Source organism: Undibacterium sp. Ji22W (assembly GCF_049340305.1).
GTDB lineage: Bacteria > Pseudomonadota > Gammaproteobacteria > Burkholderiales > Burkholderiaceae_D > Undibacterium.
On sequence record NZ_JBMPOU010000003.1, the window covers coordinates 603174 to 620343 of the forward strand.

At 47.9% G+C, this 17170-nt stretch carries 12 protein-coding genes; 4 read left to right on the plus strand and 8 right to left on the minus strand.

What is annotated here, in order from left to right; genetic code table 11:
- Nucleotides 1-172: 172 nt before the first annotated feature.
- Entirely contained in the window at nucleotides 173-1786 is a 1614-nt protein-coding gene (locus ACO0KW_RS15100) for a tryptophan halogenase family protein (protein ID WP_423054098.1), read from the minus strand.
- A 174-nt stretch (nucleotides 1787-1960) separates the two neighbouring features.
- Here ACO0KW_RS15100 and ACO0KW_RS15105 point away from each other — a divergent pair, with 174 nt between their 5' ends.
- Entirely contained in the window at nucleotides 1961-4408 is a 2448-nt protein-coding gene (locus ACO0KW_RS15105; RefSeq protein ID WP_423054099.1) for a TonB-dependent receptor, read from the plus strand.
- A 121-nt stretch (nucleotides 4409-4529) separates the two neighbouring features.
- On the opposite strand, the gene ACO0KW_RS15110 is transcribed toward ACO0KW_RS15105, so the two are convergent.
- Nucleotides 4530-4661, minus strand: a complete 132-nt coding sequence (locus tag ACO0KW_RS15110; protein ID WP_423054100.1) for a hypothetical protein — start codon at nucleotides 4659-4661, stop codon at nucleotides 4530-4532.
- Here ACO0KW_RS15110 and ACO0KW_RS15115 point away from each other — a divergent pair.
- The 3 genes from ACO0KW_RS15115 (at nucleotide 4653) to ACO0KW_RS15125 (ending at nucleotide 8592) form a co-directional block, all read left to right on the plus strand.
- Nucleotides 4653-5996 (plus strand): GH1 family beta-glucosidase, encoded by a 1344-nt coding sequence (locus ACO0KW_RS15115; protein WP_423054101.1) that lies wholly within the window; start codon nucleotides 4653-4655, stop codon nucleotides 5994-5996. The genes ACO0KW_RS15110 and ACO0KW_RS15115 overlap by 9 nt on opposite strands.
- 6 nt (nucleotides 5997-6002) lie before the next feature.
- On the plus strand, nucleotides 6003-7148 hold the full coding sequence (locus ACO0KW_RS15120; protein ID WP_423054102.1) for a glucokinase: 1146 nt from the start codon (nucleotides 6003-6005) through the stop codon (nucleotides 7146-7148).
- 97 nt (nucleotides 7149-7245) lie between these two features.
- Entirely contained in the window at nucleotides 7246-8592 is a 1347-nt protein-coding gene (locus ACO0KW_RS15125; protein WP_423054103.1) for an MFS transporter, read from the plus strand.
- Between the two features lie 99 nt (nucleotides 8593-8691).
- Here the strand turns inward: ACO0KW_RS15125 and ACO0KW_RS15130 are convergent, their stop codons facing one another.
- From ACO0KW_RS15130 to ACO0KW_RS15155, 6 genes are all read right to left on the minus strand, one after another.
- A complete protein-coding gene (locus ACO0KW_RS15130) occupies nucleotides 8692-10350 on the minus strand; it encodes a glycoside hydrolase 43 family protein (RefSeq protein ID WP_423054104.1) in 1659 nt (552 codons plus the stop codon).
- Between the two features lie 50 nt (nucleotides 10351-10400).
- Nucleotides 10401-11309 carry an SMP-30/gluconolactonase/LRE family protein gene (locus ACO0KW_RS15135; protein WP_423054105.1) on the minus strand — a complete coding sequence of 303 codons (909 nt, stop codon included), beginning with the start codon at nucleotides 11307-11309 and terminating at the stop codon, nucleotides 10401-10403.
- A 1-nt stretch (nucleotide 11310) separates the two neighbouring features.
- Entirely contained in the window at nucleotides 11311-12693 is a 1383-nt protein-coding gene (locus tag ACO0KW_RS15140; RefSeq protein ID WP_423054107.1) for an MFS transporter, read from the minus strand.
- A gap of 186 nt (nucleotides 12694-12879) precedes the next feature.
- Nucleotides 12880-14460: an aldehyde dehydrogenase (NADP(+)) gene (locus ACO0KW_RS15145; protein ID WP_423054108.1), complete on the minus strand. Its 1581-nt coding sequence runs from the start codon at nucleotides 14458-14460 to the stop codon at nucleotides 12880-12882.
- Nucleotides 14461-14568: 108 nt separating this feature from the next.
- Nucleotides 14569-15480, minus strand: coding sequence for a 5-dehydro-4-deoxyglucarate dehydratase (gene kdgD / locus ACO0KW_RS15150; protein WP_423054109.1), 912 nt, complete (start codon nucleotides 15478-15480; stop codon nucleotides 14569-14571).
- 889 nt (nucleotides 15481-16369) lie between these two features.
- Complete coding sequence (locus ACO0KW_RS15155) at nucleotides 16370-17119, minus strand: FadR/GntR family transcriptional regulator (RefSeq protein ID WP_423054110.1); 750 nt, start codon at nucleotides 17117-17119, stop codon at nucleotides 16370-16372.
- Nucleotides 17120-17170: the final 51 nt, after the last annotated feature.

Below are 17170 nucleotides of genomic sequence, written 5' to 3' on the forward strand. Positions count from 1 at the left end.
CTCTGATTCTGAAGAATATCACATAATTTTTGTGTTCATTGTTGAAGTAACACTTTTTTATAAATTCCTCTCCGCATGATTCACCGCAATTTCTGCAAAAAATAGATTAATTCCGGAAACTATCCTAGTAAATTCGCTTTTTTGTCGATTTTTGATATTTTCTACCATTTTATTATGGCTGTGAAATCGTTTTCTTTTGTTGGGTGTTGGTTGCGGTCTGAGCCATAGTCTCAGCCTCAGCTTTGCGGCAAAAATAGTCGACTAATTTTCTGTGATCAGGCAGATCCTTGATCGCATGTTCAGCAAACGCCGCGATATTTTTGAACTCTCGTTGTGCAGCTTCAATCTGATCGACGTGAATCAGGTTGGCGGGTAATTGTGTAGGAAATTCCATGCCATACAACACGTATTGCCAACTGGATGGCGGATACATCTCCAGATCGGTGATGAAATCAAGGCGGCTCGGAGGGCGTGATTGCCACATGCGAAGTTTGTCTTGTAGCGACTCTGGTATCGATGCAGGCGAGGCATTGTCTATCCAGAACGCTGAGTCACGTCTTTGACTCAGACAGTAATGCAGTTTGATGAAATCAACGATACGCTCATAGCGCTCATTCATGTGGTGATTGAAGGTTTTTGCGACAGGTTCAAAATCGCCGTTATAGGGAAACAGATAGCTAACCAGATAAGCAGCGGTCTCGATTAAGCCTATGCCTGAAGATTCTAGTGGTTCGAGGAAGCCACCAGATAGTCCAATAGCGACGCAATTTTTTATCCATTGGGTTGGACGATAGCCTATTTGTAGCTTGAGCTGACGTGCCTGCAGGTGATCCATGCCCGCGCCAACGTACTTGCGCAGCACTTGTTCAGCTTCATCATCGCTGCTATGACGACTGGAGTAAACATAGCCAATACCGCGCCTTTCTTGCAGTCCAATATCCCAGGTCCAGCCCGCCTTGTGGGCAGTGGAAATCGTATAGGACGGAATCGCTTGATCCGGTTTGGCATAGGGGATTTGTACTGCCAGCGCCCGATCAACAAACAAAACATCGCTAACACTCTTGAAAGGCGAACCCAAGGCTTCACCGATTAAACGCGCACGAAAACCCGTGCAATCTATATACAAATCAGCGTTTAACTCGCCGTGTTCCTGAGTGTGAACACCCGCAATGGCACCCGTTTCATTTAAGCGAACTTCATGCACATTTCCGAGTAAATGTTGTACGCCTAAACTGCGCGCATGCTCTGCCAACAACCGCGCGAAGCGACTTGCGTCAAAGTGATAGGCGTAATTCATAGGTCCCAAAAAATCTTTATCACTGCTGCGTTTTGGGCCGCGGCTGGCATCGGCAATCCGTTTTTGCATGGTGACTGCTTGGGCAAAAGCTGATTCTTTTCCTGCCAAGCCATGCAGCCAATAGGGTAGTAATTCAGGTGTGTCTGAACGCTGACTAGGCTGACTAAAAGGGTGGAAATAGTGGTTTGCGCTTGCAGATTGATCAAGGCTCGGAGGGCGTACCCAGTCGCAAAAGTGAATGCCTTGCTTAAAGGTGGCATGGCATTCGCGAATAAAACGCGCTTCGCTGATACCAATCGCCGCCAGTGTCCCGCGTATCGAGGGAAAACTGCCTTCGCCGACGCCGATGATGCCGATTTCAGTTGATTCAATTAAGCGAATTTTTATACTATTGTTGTCATTTGTTGACAGTGTTTTTGCTAAAAAAGCGGCTGTTAGCCAACCCGCTGTACCTCCACCGACGATCAGTATATTGCTGCATGTTTGCATAAGAGATCTCCTCATTGATTTTTTTATAAATCCACATACCACTTGAAATTTCTGTTGACATCGTTTTCAAGCAAAATGTATCATGAAAACGTTTTCACAGTAAATGAAATCGTTTTCACGACCAGTTTAGATGTTAAAACCCTGTAAACAAAATAATTTCCTAATGGAGACACAATGAAAACCACCGTATTAAAAACGAAGCAGCGGGCGATCTCACCGATACAATTTGCCGTGCTCGTCTTAATGGCAGGCAGTACCGCCGCCCAAGCGCAAAATGCGGCTACCGCCGATACTCAAAAGCCTACTCCAGCTCAAGCCGCTGCAGCAGCAAATAATTCAGACAAAATTTTAGAAGTTTTGGTCACAGGTACCAAACGCACGACTTCTTTGCAACGTACCCCAGTTGCGATTACTGCTTTGAGTGCTGCATCGCTCGAAGATAACCACGTACAGACTTTGCAAGACATTGTGAACCTGGTACCAGGATTTTCAGCAACAGCGCAGGGCGATCATGGCGTGATGACCATGACCATGCGCGGCGTGGGTAATGACAGTGCAAAAACCGAATATGCTGATCCAGAAGTCGCGTCTTTTGTTGATGGCATCTATTCTCCGCGTCCGGAAGGCGCGACCGCTTTATTATTCGACCTGGAAGCAATCGAGGTATTACGTGGGCCTCAAGGGACATTGTGGGGACGCAATGCGACGGTCGGTGCAGTGAATATGCAAACTGCTAAACCCGTCATCGGTAAATCTTTTGGCACGGTTGAGGGTGGCGCAGGTAGTTACAATCGCCTTGGCATGCGCGGTGCATTCAACGTGCCAGTGAGCGACACCATGGCCTTACGTTTCGCCTTCGTGAATGAACAGCATGATGGTTATGTGGATTATCAAACGATGCCAAGCATTCCTTTGGCTAGCCAGCGTGCTGCCTTCGTTGCAGGTGGTGGTGCACTCGCTGATTTTCAGCCTATCAATACCAATTTGTTTTTGACTGGCGGTCAAAAATACGGTGCGCAAAAACAAAGTGCTGTACGTCTCTCTATGTTATGGAAGCCTACTAGTACCAGCAAATGGGATTTATCTTACGAAAAATTTGTTGATCGTGGCGCATCGAATATGAATCTGATGCAGACACCGCGCGCCGGTCAAAAAATGTGGTCAGCATTGATTGATACCGCACCAGGCACCAAGCGTGATTCCGATGCGATTCGCAGTCGTTATGAAACTGCAATAAGTGATGATGTCTCTCTGGCCTACATCGCTGGTTACGCAAAATTCAGTGGCTCACAAACCTTTGATGGTGATGCGGGCGTGGTGGTGCCAACGAGCTTTGCTACTGGCGGCAGCCATCGCGAGCATAATACAAATTCTTCTAACTACGTGAATTACAGTCATGAAGTGGAAGTGCAATCAACCGGTAAGAAAGACGTAGATTGGTTGCTCGGTTTGTACTATGCAGCTGAGACCAACGATATTCGTTTTGATTTGCCTATCATGAACGGTACGCAGCAAGGCACAGTTGGTTGGCAGGGTTCGTTTATTCAACCGAAAGAAACCGTCGAATCAAAGGCGATTTTTGGTCAAGCAACGTGGAATCTGTCTGATAGCTTGCATTTAACTGGCGGTGCACGTTATACCAAAGATGATCGCGCCAATATCGGCGGTCGTGGCTATGGCTGGGCAAATTATCCAGCGACACCAGCAACGGTTGCGCAGATTCCTGTGAACCAAAATGTGAATCCATGGGACGCCAATTCGGGTTTCGGCGCGCCAGGTTTGAACGATGGTGTGTATTCGGGTAGTAAGCTGACGGGCCTCGCTCGCATCAGCTACGACATGGATAAAAATAATATGTGGTACGCCAGCGTTTCTACCGGCTATAAATCCGGTGGTCTGCAAGATGGTGGTCGTACCTATGCACCAGAAACGCTGACCAATTACGAGCTTGGTACTAAGCATACTTTGATGGATGGCGCGGTGAAAATCAGCAATGCGCTGTTTTATGAGAACTTCAAAGACTATCAATTCTCTGCACCTGTGACCAATCCTGATGGCAGCCGTACCTTGGCGACAACGAGTGCTGAGGGCGCCAAAATCACGGGTTTTGAAACTGAAATCGCAGCGAAATTGAGCAAAGACGACAAAATACAAGTGTCGTTGGCTTACACACCAAAAGCGACCTTGGGCAAGCTTTTAGCCGGCTCTAATGATTATGTGATTCCAACTTGCGTTGCCGATAAAACGGTTTCGAATTGCGTGGATGTCACCGGCGTCACCATGGCGCATACACCCAAGATTCAAATGCAGATTCAATATCAGCACACGATCCATTTGGGTAATGCGACTTTGACTCCGCGCATCAGTGTGCATTATGAATCTGAAAGTAATCTGAGTGTCTTCAGTAATTATTTTGGTGCACCGGATAAACAAGCTGCCTATTCACGTACTGATCTTGGCCTGCGTTATGAAGGCGATAAATTCTATATGGATTTCTTCGTCCGAAATGTTGGTAACGGCAACGTTAAAACCAGCGCCCAAAACGGTAATACGGGCGGTATCTGGGTTGCGCAATACTTGCCACCACGTACCTTTGGTGTGAACGCCGGGTTTAATTTCTAAGCGGGTGATTGACGCTACTTTGGCGTAGTTTTTATTCCTGTACTCTGTATCGCCGTTTCTTCTTTTTGGCGATGCAGAGTGTCTGGATAGGTATTAATTTTTATTATCCGCGTCGCTAGCTTCACATCAACTTTCGTAAAACGATTTGTCCAGAGATATCACTGATTCTGGAGGCGTGTTCGCGATCTTTACCGGGTTTGATTGTGGTGTTGCGTACGCAAGTACTTGGAAGTTGAATAATATTATGACGCATGCACCACACTTTCCTGCCGACTTCGCATGGGGCGTTGCCACTAGTGCCTTTCAGATAGAGGGCGCTGCTTACGAAGACGGTAAAGGACCATCGATCTGGGATAAATTTTGTGAAGATCCAACCAATATCAAAGATCAAAGCGATGGTCTGATCGCATGCGATCATTATCATCGCTATAGCGAGGATGTGGAGATTATTGCGTCATTAGGACTGGACACTTATCGTTTCTCTATGGCTTGGGCGCGCGTGCAACCTGATGGAAAAGGCGCATGGAATGAGGCTGGTTTCGCCTTTTATGATAGGCTGATTGGCGCATTGCAGGAAAAAAATATCGCCGCACATTTGACTCTTTACCATTGGGATTTGCCACAGGCTTTGCAAGAGGAGGGCGGTTGGCTATCACGTGATACCGCGTATCATTTTGCTGAGTATGCGCGAGAAGTGGCACGCCGATTCGGGCATCGTGTCGCCAGTATTGCGACTCACAATGAACCTTGGTGTACCGCCAATCTGGGTCATGGCAACGCGCAATTTGCACCAGGCGTTGCTGATGCTAAAAGCGCGATTCAAGTTTCGCATCATTTATTGCTGTCACATGGTCTGGCAATGACCGCCATGCGAGAAGTCGGCTCGCCAGCGCCACTAGGTATCGTTTTGAATCAATGGACGGCCGATCCAGCGACCGACACTCAGGCAGATCGCGACATGGCTGAATTGGAATATGCATGTTCCGTTCAGTGGTTTATGGATCCTATTTTCAAAGGACATTATCCTGAACTTGCTTTGCGAGCGCATGGTGATAAGGCACCCATTATTTATCCTGGCGATCTGCAAGTGATACACCAAAAGATTGATTTTTTGGGTGTGAATTATTATTTTCGTGCATTCTGCTCCGCGGAAAATCCGCCACGTTCAGCGCCTGCAGTTCAAGGTATAACCGATATGGGGTGGGAAATATATCCGCAAGGTTTAACCGAATTACTATTAGCGCTGCACGCCGAATACCAATTGCCCCCCATTTATATTACAGAGAATGGTATGGCCAGCGCCGATCACTTAGAGCATGGCAAAATTGCTGATGAACAGCGTATCGCCTATGTGCGCGACCATTTGGCTGCTTTAGCCGCTGCGATGCAGCAAGGTGTCGATGTCCGCGGTTACTTCTTATGGAGTTTGTTGGATAACTTTGAATGGAATTCAGGCTATTCAAAACGTTTCGGTATTGTGCATGTCGAGTACGCTACTCAGCAACGAACTTTGAAAGACAGCGCCATGTGGTATCGCGATTATTGTCAGCAGCAACGCGGTGTTCAACCATTACTCGTGGCGAGGTAGACCATCATGCCTATGCACGATTATCTTGATGAGCCGCGACTGCTTGCTGATATTGGCGGCACCAATGCGCGTTTTGCTTTGGAATTGTCTTCTGGGGAGATTCGCCACATTCAAACCTTAGCGACGGTCGATTTTTCTCGTTTTGAAGATGCTGCACTTTGTTACCTCAAACAAGTCGCTGATCAAGACGTAGGTCAAAAGACGCAGCAAACCATCAAGCACGCTGTGATTGCGATTGCAAATCCGGTTGGCGAAGACGCCATCAAGATGACGAATCATCATTGGGCGTTTTCCGTCAGCGCGGCACGCGCCGAATTAGGTTTGCAAACTCTGCTGATGGTCAATGATTTTTCTGCACTTGCCATGGCGGTACCGGGTTTAACTCCGAGTGAATTACAGCAAATTGGTGGTGGCACAGCGAAGCGCGACGCGGTCATTGGCATACTCGGCGCAGGTACTGGTTTAGGCGTTGGTATGCTGGTGCCAGACCCAATTGGCTGGCGCTCTTTGCAAAGTGAAGGTGGGCATGTTGCCTTTGCACCGACTGATGAACGTGAGATTGCCGTCTTACGATATTGCTGGGAAAAGTATGAGCATGTATCGACAGAACGCCTGGCCTCTGGGCCCGGCATTAACTTGATACATGCCGCATTAGCTGCCGCTGCCGGGCGGGTTGTTGACCATACCTTGTCTACCGAATCGATCGTGAACCGAGCGCTCAATGGTGATGCCATTTGTCTGGAGACCATCGATTGTTTTTGCGGTATGCTCGGTACTTTCGCGGCAAATTTGGCAGTGACTTTATTTACGCAAGGTGGCATTTATATCGGAGGTGGTGTGGTTCCGCGTTTAGGTAATTTCTTTGCGCGATCTTCATTCCGTAGTCGCTTCGAAAAGAAGGGACGTTTTTCGGATTTCACCGCACAAATTCCAACCTATGTCATTACCGCACAGCAGCCAGCATTTATTGGCGCTGCAGCTTTATTGCGTCAGCATTTACAGAAAAAACAGGAAATCGCACCAAAGAAAGAGCTAACTCAGAAAGATAGGACTTACGCAAAATTGCGCTGCTTGAGCGTCGAGCCGAAGACTGTGCATTTGCACGGCGAGGCGAGCACAACAACGCCAGCGTCTGTTTTGCGTAAATCCTAAAAAGAAACCCTACAGGACGAGACACTTGTAGCCACCCGCTCTTTGCTGGACACGACGCGTGTTCAAGCCATACAAAAAACACAAAAAGAAGAGGACTATGACTATGCAGAACCAACTTAACGCACGATCACCTTTGTTATGGGTGCCAACTGGTTATTTCACCATGGCGCTGGGTTTTATGATGTTGACCAATGTCAGTGCCATCATGTTTAAAAATCTTGGCATGGATAATGGTAGTGCGGCCCAGTATTCGAGCATGTTTATTTTTGCTTACACGATCAAGCCTTTGTTTGCGCCCTTTGTAGAAATGTATCGGACAAAAAAATTCTTTGTCCTGTGCGCGCAAGTGCTAATTGGTTTAGGTTTTGCCGGCGTTGCTTTAGCCATGTCTTTGCCTGATTACATGGTGATTTTGATTCCCTTGTTTTGGGTCCTATCCTTTGTTGGCGCGACTCAAGACATCGCTTGTGATGGTGTCTATGTAACTTCGCTCGACCAGCGTAGCCAATCTTTGTACTGCGGCGTCCAAAGCCTGAGTTGGAATATTGGACCTATCGTCGCTGCAGGTGGTTTGGTGTATCTGAGTGGACGCTTACACACTGGGGTATTTCATCATAGTAGCGGTAGTTTTGGTGAAGAGTGGATGGAGTCTTGGCGTGTGATTTTCTTTTTGGTGGCGGGTCTTACTCTGCTGATGGCGGTGTGGCACGCACGTGTGATGCCTGATGGTGAGCGTGCCACTAATACACCGACTAGCGTTGCTGCGACTGGGCGAATTATTGTTGATTCCTTTCGCAGTTTCTTCGAAAAGCGCGATGTTTGGCGCATGATTTCTTTTGCATTCCTGTTCCGCTTAAGTATAGGATTTTTGGAGAAAATTGGCCCCTTCTTTATGGTCGATCCAGCCAGTAAAGGCGGTTTGGGCTTAAGCAATGAATTGCTTGGAATTATTTATGGCACCTATGGCCTAGCGGCGGTATTGCTGGGTTCCTTGCTGGGTGGTTGGTTGGTTGCAAAACGTGGGTTGAAATCGACGCTCTTTTGGTTGTGCTGCGCGGTCAATATCCCCAATGTTACTTTTCTGCTCATGAGTATTTATCTGCCAGAAAATCTGTATTGGATAGGTGCTGGCGTGATCGTTGAGAAGTTCTTTTTTGGTTTTGGTTCGGTCGGCTTTATGATTTATCTGATGCAAGAACTCGCACCCGGCAAATACACCACGACACATTATGCTTACGGCACTGGGCTAATGGGTTTGTGTGGTTTAGTGACTGGTATGGTGAGTGGTCATTTACAGCAGCAACTGGGTTACATCAGCTATTTCGTACTGGTGATGGTTGCGACTATCCCATCTTTCCTGGCTTGCTGGTTCGCGCCTTTTCATGTGTCGGATCGGTTATCTGAGACGGATGAAAAAAACTCTTTGATCCAGCAAGGTATTTAGTTTCTGCAAAAATCGTAATCTCGTAGGGCGGCTGAAACCCGCGCTGCTTAGAGGCTTGATGGGCTTGGCGGCGCGGGTTTCACCCGCCCTACAATTTTCTTAGTCAGCTGCTTTGATCATGAAATTTGAAAAGTCAGCATAATTAATTTTATTACTTACGGTAGCAGCTGTAGTGCTAAACAAGCCAATTTTAGCGCCCACCCAGCGTCCTTGTGCGGCCACAAAAGACGATCCAAAAGCGGAGAAATCCTTGGTGTTTTCGCTGTAATAAAACTGCGTAGTGCCGCCGGCACGCATACTTAGCTTGAGATGTAATTCTGGTGTGTTTATAGGTTTCTGTTCTAATATTTTTTCCAGGCATTTTCCTGCACCCGTGCAAGTGGTATAACGCAATTCATATTTGTCTTGATGTCGCTGAATGCCGATCCAGGCGTAGTTCAGTCCATACAATATCAAACCCGCACGATCTCCTTCTGTGTTCGTGCTCAAACTTATTTTGACGGTTACGCTAAATTCTGGTGCTGGTATTTTTTGTAAAATGATCGCAGGATAATCAATCAGCGTATTGTTTTCAATGAGTGATTGCGGATACAGACGTAAATGATTTTTGTGCGCTGTTAATGAATACCAATCAGCTTTCCAGTTGGCATTCCATTGCCATTGCAAGCCAAGTTGCGACCGCGAAAAATCATCGGATTCAGTAGGTGTCGTTTTGAATACTTTATCGGTAATTGGTTTGCTCAACGGCTTTTGCCATTCTGCAACCGGCTCACCGATCCCTGTTTTGCTATTCTTCACACCCATCACAGGCCAATCATTTTCCCAAGTCATAGGTTGCAAATGTACGATGCGGCCGTAAGCGCGTTTATCTTGAAAATGGTAGAACCAGTCACTTCCATCCTGTGCATTCACCCAAGCGCCTTGATGCGGTCCGTTGGTGTTGCTGTTGCCTTGCGCGAGAATGATCTTTTCTTCATAGGGACCAAGAATATTTTTGGCGCGGAACACCGTTTGCCAGCCATGCTCGACCCCACCGGCAGGTGCGAAAACATAATACCAAGCATTGTGTTTGTAAAATTTAGGACCTTCTAAAGTCGTGTAGCCCGCTAATTTATTGCCATCAATGACGACGCCTTTATCATCTATTATTTGGCGCGCGTCGATAGTCATGCTTTTCAAACTCAATTGATTATTAAAGCCTGCACGACTTTTTGCCCATGCATGCAGTAACCATGCTTTGCCGTCGTCGTCCCACAAAGGGCTGGGATCGATCAGACCTTTTCCCGCTATTAGCAAGTGCGGTTGGCTCCAAGGCCCAGCAAAATCTTTTGCTGTCATGACATAGATGCCAACATCCGGATCAGGATAAAAAATCCAAAATTTGCCGTCATGAAAACGCAAACTTGGTGCCCATACACCTTTGCCGTGTTGCGGTGTACCAAACATTTCTGCTGGTACTAGATTGGGGAGAGCGTGTCCCACAAGCGACCAATGAATCATATCGGCGGATTGCAACAGGGGCAGACCCGGTGCGCTGTTAAAACTGGAGGCAGTCATGTAGTACTGATCGCCAACACGGATGACATCAGGATCAGAATAGTCGGCATGAATGATGGGATTCCTATAGCGGTTATTTCCGAGATCGGGCTCCCAAACTGATATGTTGTGTTCTTGTTGGAGAACTTGCGCATTCACATGGATCGTCGCGAATAATAGAGAAGTAGCCACGCAGCGCAATGCCTGATCGACATGAATCATAAGAATTCCTTTTAGCGAGAATACATTCGGTGTAGCAACGTCGCTGTGTGTTATCCCGCAAAGGCAGTTTCAGCGTAGCCCTGTACACCAGGATTGAGCAAGATTGTCGCGCCTGCCCATTCGTCGTCTGCGGCTTGTCCTGCACCGATTGATGAGACCATCAACGTATCGAGCTTGTCGCCACCAAAGCAGCACATGGTGGGCTTTTTCATCGGCACAGCGATTTGTCTATCCAATTTGCCATTCGGTGTAAATCGTAAAATCAATCCGGCATCGTTGGCGCAAATCCAATAGCAACCATCGATATCGATTGCAGCACCATCGGGGCGACCATCCATGGTTTTCATATCGACAAACACGCGTTGATTGTGCGGTGTGCCGCTGTCGGTATCGTAGTCAAATGCCCAAATCAATTGGCTATTGGGGTGCGAATCAGAAAGGTACATGGTGCGCCCATCTGGCGACCAAGCTAGGCCATTCTGTACGAACAAATTTGAGATAAATGGTGTAGAGATACCTTGTTCTTTGCTGTAGCGATATAGATGCCCGGCAGGGTTGGGTACCGACATATCGATCAACATCGTGCCGCTCCAAAAACGACCTTGGCGATCACAACGGCCATCATTGAAGCGCATCGCTGTCAGAGATTCTTTCGGTGCTGCCAGCTGCTGTGCTAGCACCGTGCCGTCTTCGTGTAATTTCAAATGAAAGAGTCCGCTCTCCATGCCCGCGATGAATCCTCCACTGGTTTGTGGCGACAAGCAGCCTATCATTTGTGCGGTCTGCCAACTTCTTGCCTCGCCGCTGGAATTTAAGCGCCAGATGGTATTTGCCGTGATATCGACCCAATACCAAGCTGCTTCATGCGCAATCCAGATCGGACTCTCTCCCACACCACAGCGTATAGGTGCATGTGGTTCAGCTATGCGTGTGATCTCAGGTTTGTGCAAGATAGTCATATTACAGATCGTTGATGACTTTGTATTTTGGTACTAAGGTTTTCATGACGGTCCATGCCACCAAATAAGCAAGTGCACAGATCGCGAACATGATGGTATAGCCGGTTTGCAATTGATCTTGACTACCGTAGTAGTCAAATAGCCAGCCACCAAGCTTGGTAATCAAAACGCCGCCCAATCCACCTGCCATGCCGCCGATGCCGACGACAGAGGCCACCGCTTTTTTCGGAAACATATCGGATACCGTCGTAAAAATATTCGCCGACCATGCTTGATGTGCGGAAGCGCCGATGCCAATCAAAATCACGGGGACCCAAAAACTGATGTAACCAAAAGGCTGTGCTAGCAAGACCACCAGCGGCACAACCGCAATCATCAACATTGCCTTCATACGACCGTCATATGGCGCATCGCCACGATTGATGAAGTAGGTAGGTAACCAACCGCCACCAATACTGCCGACCATGGTCATGCTATACAAGACGGCTAGTGGAAATACAAATTCCGTGGTTTTCATACCGTATTGCGCAGCTAAATATTTCGGCAACCAGAATAAGAAGAACCACCACACGCCATCGGTCATAAATTTTCCAAAGGCGAAGGCCCAAGTTTGACGATAATTTAGTAATTGAAACCAAGAAAATTTTTTGCCATCGTATTGTGAGTTCTCGATGACACCATCGCGCACCTGATCGTGATTGATATACGCGAGCTCTTCCGCGGATAAACGCTTTTGTTGTTCAGGTTTATCGTAAAAAATCAGCCACGCACCCAGCCACAAAAAACCTATCGCGCCGATGATAATGAAGGTCGCTTGCCAGCCCCACGCGTCAGCAATCATCGGTACGGTAATTGGCGCCAATATCGCGCCGATGTTCGCGCCGGAATTAAAGATGCCAGTCGCAAATGAACGTTCTTTTTTCGGAAAATATTCAGCTGTTGCTTTGATCGCCGCAGGGAAATTTCCTGCTTCACCTAGGGCCAATACAGCGCGCGATAACATGAAACCTGCGATTGACACCGGAACTACCGCCAAACCTACCGTCGTAAAAATGGTATTGATCGCGCTACCAAACGCAATCGCGAATGCATGCATGATGGCACCTAACGACCAGATGCTGATCGCTAATACGAAGGCTTTTTTTGTGCCGATTTTATCGATGAAGCGTCCAGCAAACAGCATGGAAATCGCATACACAAATTGAAATGCTGCGGTGATATTCGCGTAATCGCTGTTGGTCCAACCAAACTCTTTACTTAAATCCGGCGCGAGCAAACTCAATACCTGACGATCAAGATAATTGATCGTGGTGGCAAAAAATAGCAGGGCGCAAATCGTCCAACGATATTTACCTATGCCTTGTGGCGTGCTTGGTGTTGACATGCATGTCTCCGGTTTTATTGTTTTTAGCGCTACTGTTGATTTGAATTTCGAACAGTAGGGCGGGTGCAACCCGCGCCGCCAGCATGTCGTGCTGGCGTGACTGTGCGACAGGCGGCGCGGGTTGCACCCGCCCTACATCTTTCTATATCCCTCTCCGACAAACGTGAGAGGGAACTCATTTACAGATTATTTGGTTGGCACAGTTAATTCACCATTGATTACTCGCGGAATACCAAATGGATTCGTATCTTGCAAGCTGGTCGGCAAGAGTTCCGCAGGGAATTCCTGATAGCAAACCGGACGCAAGAACCTATCGATTGCCGATGCACCTACTGAAGTGCTGCGACTGTCTGAGGTCGATGGGAAAGGTCCGCCATGTACCATTGCATGACAGACTTCAACGCCAGTTGGGAAGCCATTAAACAAGATACGCCCAGCTTTCCGTTCCAGTGTTGGCAATAGGGATTTGGCGATCGCATAGTCTTCTGCGGTTGCGTGTACCGTTGCGGTTAATTGACCTTCAATATGTTCAGCAATCGCCTGCATTTCGGTCAGATCCTTGCAGCGAATCAATAGCGAAGATGGGCCAAAAACTTCATCATGTAGGGCGACATTGCTTAAAAAATCGTTTGCGTGGCAAACAGCTAGATTTGCCTGAGCCGCGCACGGTGTCGTTGCTGCTTGACCTTGCGCTAAGACTTCCACGCCGTTCACCTGATTCAAGCGCTCAACACCAGTGCTATAGGCTTTATGAATGCCTGGCGTCAGCATAGTTGATGCGGGTTTGGCTTGTAAGGCAGTGCTAGCCGTATCGATAAAGCTTTGCAACTCTGGACTATCGAGCGCGATCAACATGCCAGGATTAGTGCAGAATTGTCCCGCACCCATTGTCAAAGAATCCGCAAAGCCTTGGGCAATTGCGGCACCTTTAGTTTTCAAGGCATCAGGAAGCAAGAAGACTGGATTGATACTACTCATTTCTGCATAAACAGGAATCGGTTCTGCACGTGCTGCTGCAGTGCGAACTAGTGCCATACCACCTTGACGAGAACCCGTGAATCCGACTGCCTTAATCTCTGGATGGGCAACTAAACTTTGACCGATTTGACGACCGTCACCAATCAACATGGAGAACACGCCTGCCAAGCCGCAATCATTAGCGGCTTGCTGTATCGCTTTGCCGACTAATTCGGATGTTCCCAAATGCGCGCTATGTGCTTTGACGACGACGGGACAACCAGCAGCCAAAGCTGATGCGGTATCACCACCAGCCACCGAGAAGGCTAGAGGGAAGTTACTCGCACCGAATACAGCAACAGGTCCTAAACCAATTTTACGCAAACGTAAATCTGGACGCGGCGGCACGCGCTCTGGTAAAGCTGAATCGAGTGTCGCTGACACATAAGCACCATCGCGTACGACTTTGGCAAACAAGCGCAATTGATTCATGGTGCGACCACGCTCACCTTCCAAACGTGCCACTGGCAGGCCAGTCTCTTGATGCGCGCGTTCGATCAAGGTATTGCCTAATGCCAGAATATTGTCGGCAATTTGCTCTAAAAACCCTGCTCTTTGCTCTGGTGTGGTTTCACGATAGCTGTCGAAAGTGGCTGCTGCTAATTGGCATGCTTGATCGACATCCTCGTTGGTCGCTAAACCAAATGCGGGTTCGAATTCGCTGTTGGTGGCTGGATTGATCGCTTTGATCGTGCCTGCGCTACCGAATACGGATTGCTGGCCGATGACCATGCTTCCTGTGATTTGCATTAATTGCTCCTTGATTCTTGAATCTTACGTTGATGAACATTTCATTTTAACTGGGCGAGAGCGCCCAGTCTTGATGGAAATCGTCATCATTTGCGCTTATTTTTACGCTTATTGCGGACCTTGCGCGCGAATTAGCTTTAACAACATCTCATCCTCTTCTGCTGTTAAATCAGTCAATGGCGCACGAACTGGACCACCGCTATGCCCAACTAAACGCGCACCCGCTTTGACGATACTCACTGAATAACCGGCTTTACGATTACGGATGTCGAGGTAAGGTAAGAAAAACTCATCGATCAAACGGTTAGTCGTTGCAAAGTCGTCCGCTGCAGTTGCATGGTAAAAATCCATCGCCAATTTAGGCACAAAATTGAATACCGCAGAAGAGTACACAGGTGTACCAATCGCCTTATACGCGCCAGCAAAAATCTCTGCGGTCGGCAAACCGCCAAGATAGCTGAAGCGATCACCCATACGACGCCAGATGGACACCATCAATTCAATATCGCCAATGCCGTCTTTAAAACCAATTAAGTTCGGGCAACGCGCTGCTAATTTTTCTAAAGAGTCAGGGGTCAAGCGGCAGTTAGCACGGTTGTACACCACCACGCCAATACTGACGGATTTGCAGACTTCGGCAACATGCTCGATCAAGCCATCTTGGCTAGCTTCGGTCAGATAATGCGGCAGCAATAACAAACCTTGCGCACCCAAACGCTGAGCATCCTGTGCTAACGCAATCGCAGTGCGTGTAGGACCACCCACACCCGCCAAGATTGGCACTTTGCCACGACAAGTATCGACCGCAGTACGAATCACGTCGCTGTATTCACCCGGTGTCAAAGAAAAGAATTCACCTGTACCACCCGCCGCAAACAAAGCACTCGCACCATACGGCGCCAACCATTCGAGACGCTCAGCATACGTATCAGCACGGAAATCACCGTTTTCATCGAAGTCGGTAATAGGGAAGGATAAAAGTCCAGACGAGAGGATTTGTTTGAGGTCTTGCGGATGCATAGTGTCTCCAATAGAAAAGGCAGGAAATTCGGTTGAGTTAGAGAAAATCATTTGATGTCGCTTAAGTGATACGTCATCGTACAACTTAACTTTGGAATTTGCAAAGGGTTTTTTTGATTTTATTGATGACGGCAGATTTATAGTTCTTTATGAAATTTTTCGTCTAAAGAAATTAACCAGCAGATATTTGCTTGAATCGTGGGTGGTGTTGCTCCTTCCCTTTCAAGGGGAAGGTTGGAACGGGGTATTGTCAGGGAATCGAGTAAATCTTCTTCGAGCGTATTTATATTCGAGATTGCTGATTGGTCTGTAGGTCGGGGGTAGCCCGACAGCTAGTTACCTTTTTTGTTTCGCCAAAAAAAGGTAACCCAAAAAAGGCGACCACGCTGCCACTGGCCTTCGGCTTCCCAATTATGCGGGACAAAAAATGGGAAAGCCTTGAAACTCGCTACGCTCAAACACAAGGCTTTCTTAATCCATTTTCTGTCCCGCACAATTGGCAGTGTCAGAAGTGGATGAAAGTCAAAAGCAACGGAAAAACAGACACGTTCGACGGCAATATGTTTCCGATTAACTGTTGAGTTTGGATGTTTTAGTTTTTATCGCATGTGGCACTGCCAATTGTGCGGGACAGAAATGGGAAAAAGAGAGGCAGCTGTTTGAGCCGAAGGCGAGTTTCTGACTCTCCCCATTTTTGTCTTGCACAATTGGGAACCCGAAGGGCAGTGACGCCTGCGTCGCCTTCTTTTGCTTATTCTTCTTGGCGAAGCAAGAAAAGTGAGTGGCCGTCGGGCCACACCCGACCTGCACACCACGAGAATGGATAATCGGTGATGTTGTAAAGAACATTCAAAATTAAAATTTCATGTTTTGAGATGGGAGGAACAACTCAACCCGCCCCCTCAATCACCTCCTGCGCCAACCTCAATCTCTCCCGACTATTACTCAAATGGGTACGCATCGCCGCCCGCGCGGCTTCAGAATCTTTGCGCAAAATCGCATTGAAAATATCTTCATGCTCATGCTGCACGCGCGCCAGATAGGCGTCCGGATCATCGCGATTGAGCTGCGCGGTGTTTAAGCGTGCACGTGGTATCAGCGTGTGCCCCAGATGTCCCAACAGCTCCATAAAGTATTGATTACCCGTTGCACGCGCGATCAATAAATGAAAACGTACATCGGCTTCCACTGAATGTGCACCACTCGCAACCGTGTCGCGCATTTGTTGTAATACTTCGCGCAGTTCGGTGATTTGTAATTCTGTGCGACGCGTTGCGGCATGCCAAGCGGCTTCGGTTTCTAAACTGATACGGACTTCCAACACATCCAATACATCTCTGACCGTGACGATGGAAGAGTTTTGTAATCCCAGATGATGCGATGGGGCGAGTACAAAAGTGCCTATGCCATGGCGCGTTTCGACCAGGCCAGCGGCTTTTAATTGCGAAATGGCCTCACGAACTACCGTGCGGCTGACGCCATACACTTGCATGATTTCTGATTCGGTCGGCAGTTTTTCCGAGACTTTTAAATCATCACTTTTAATCCGCGTAGTCAGATGCTCGACCACAACAGTGGCAAGATTGCGCGGCTTGCTGCGGATGGGAACGGGGTTAGTGTTGAGCGAGGTGCTGGTCATAGTGAAATCGATTCTTTGTCTGTAGTGATCGAGCATAGCCCTAATGAGGTC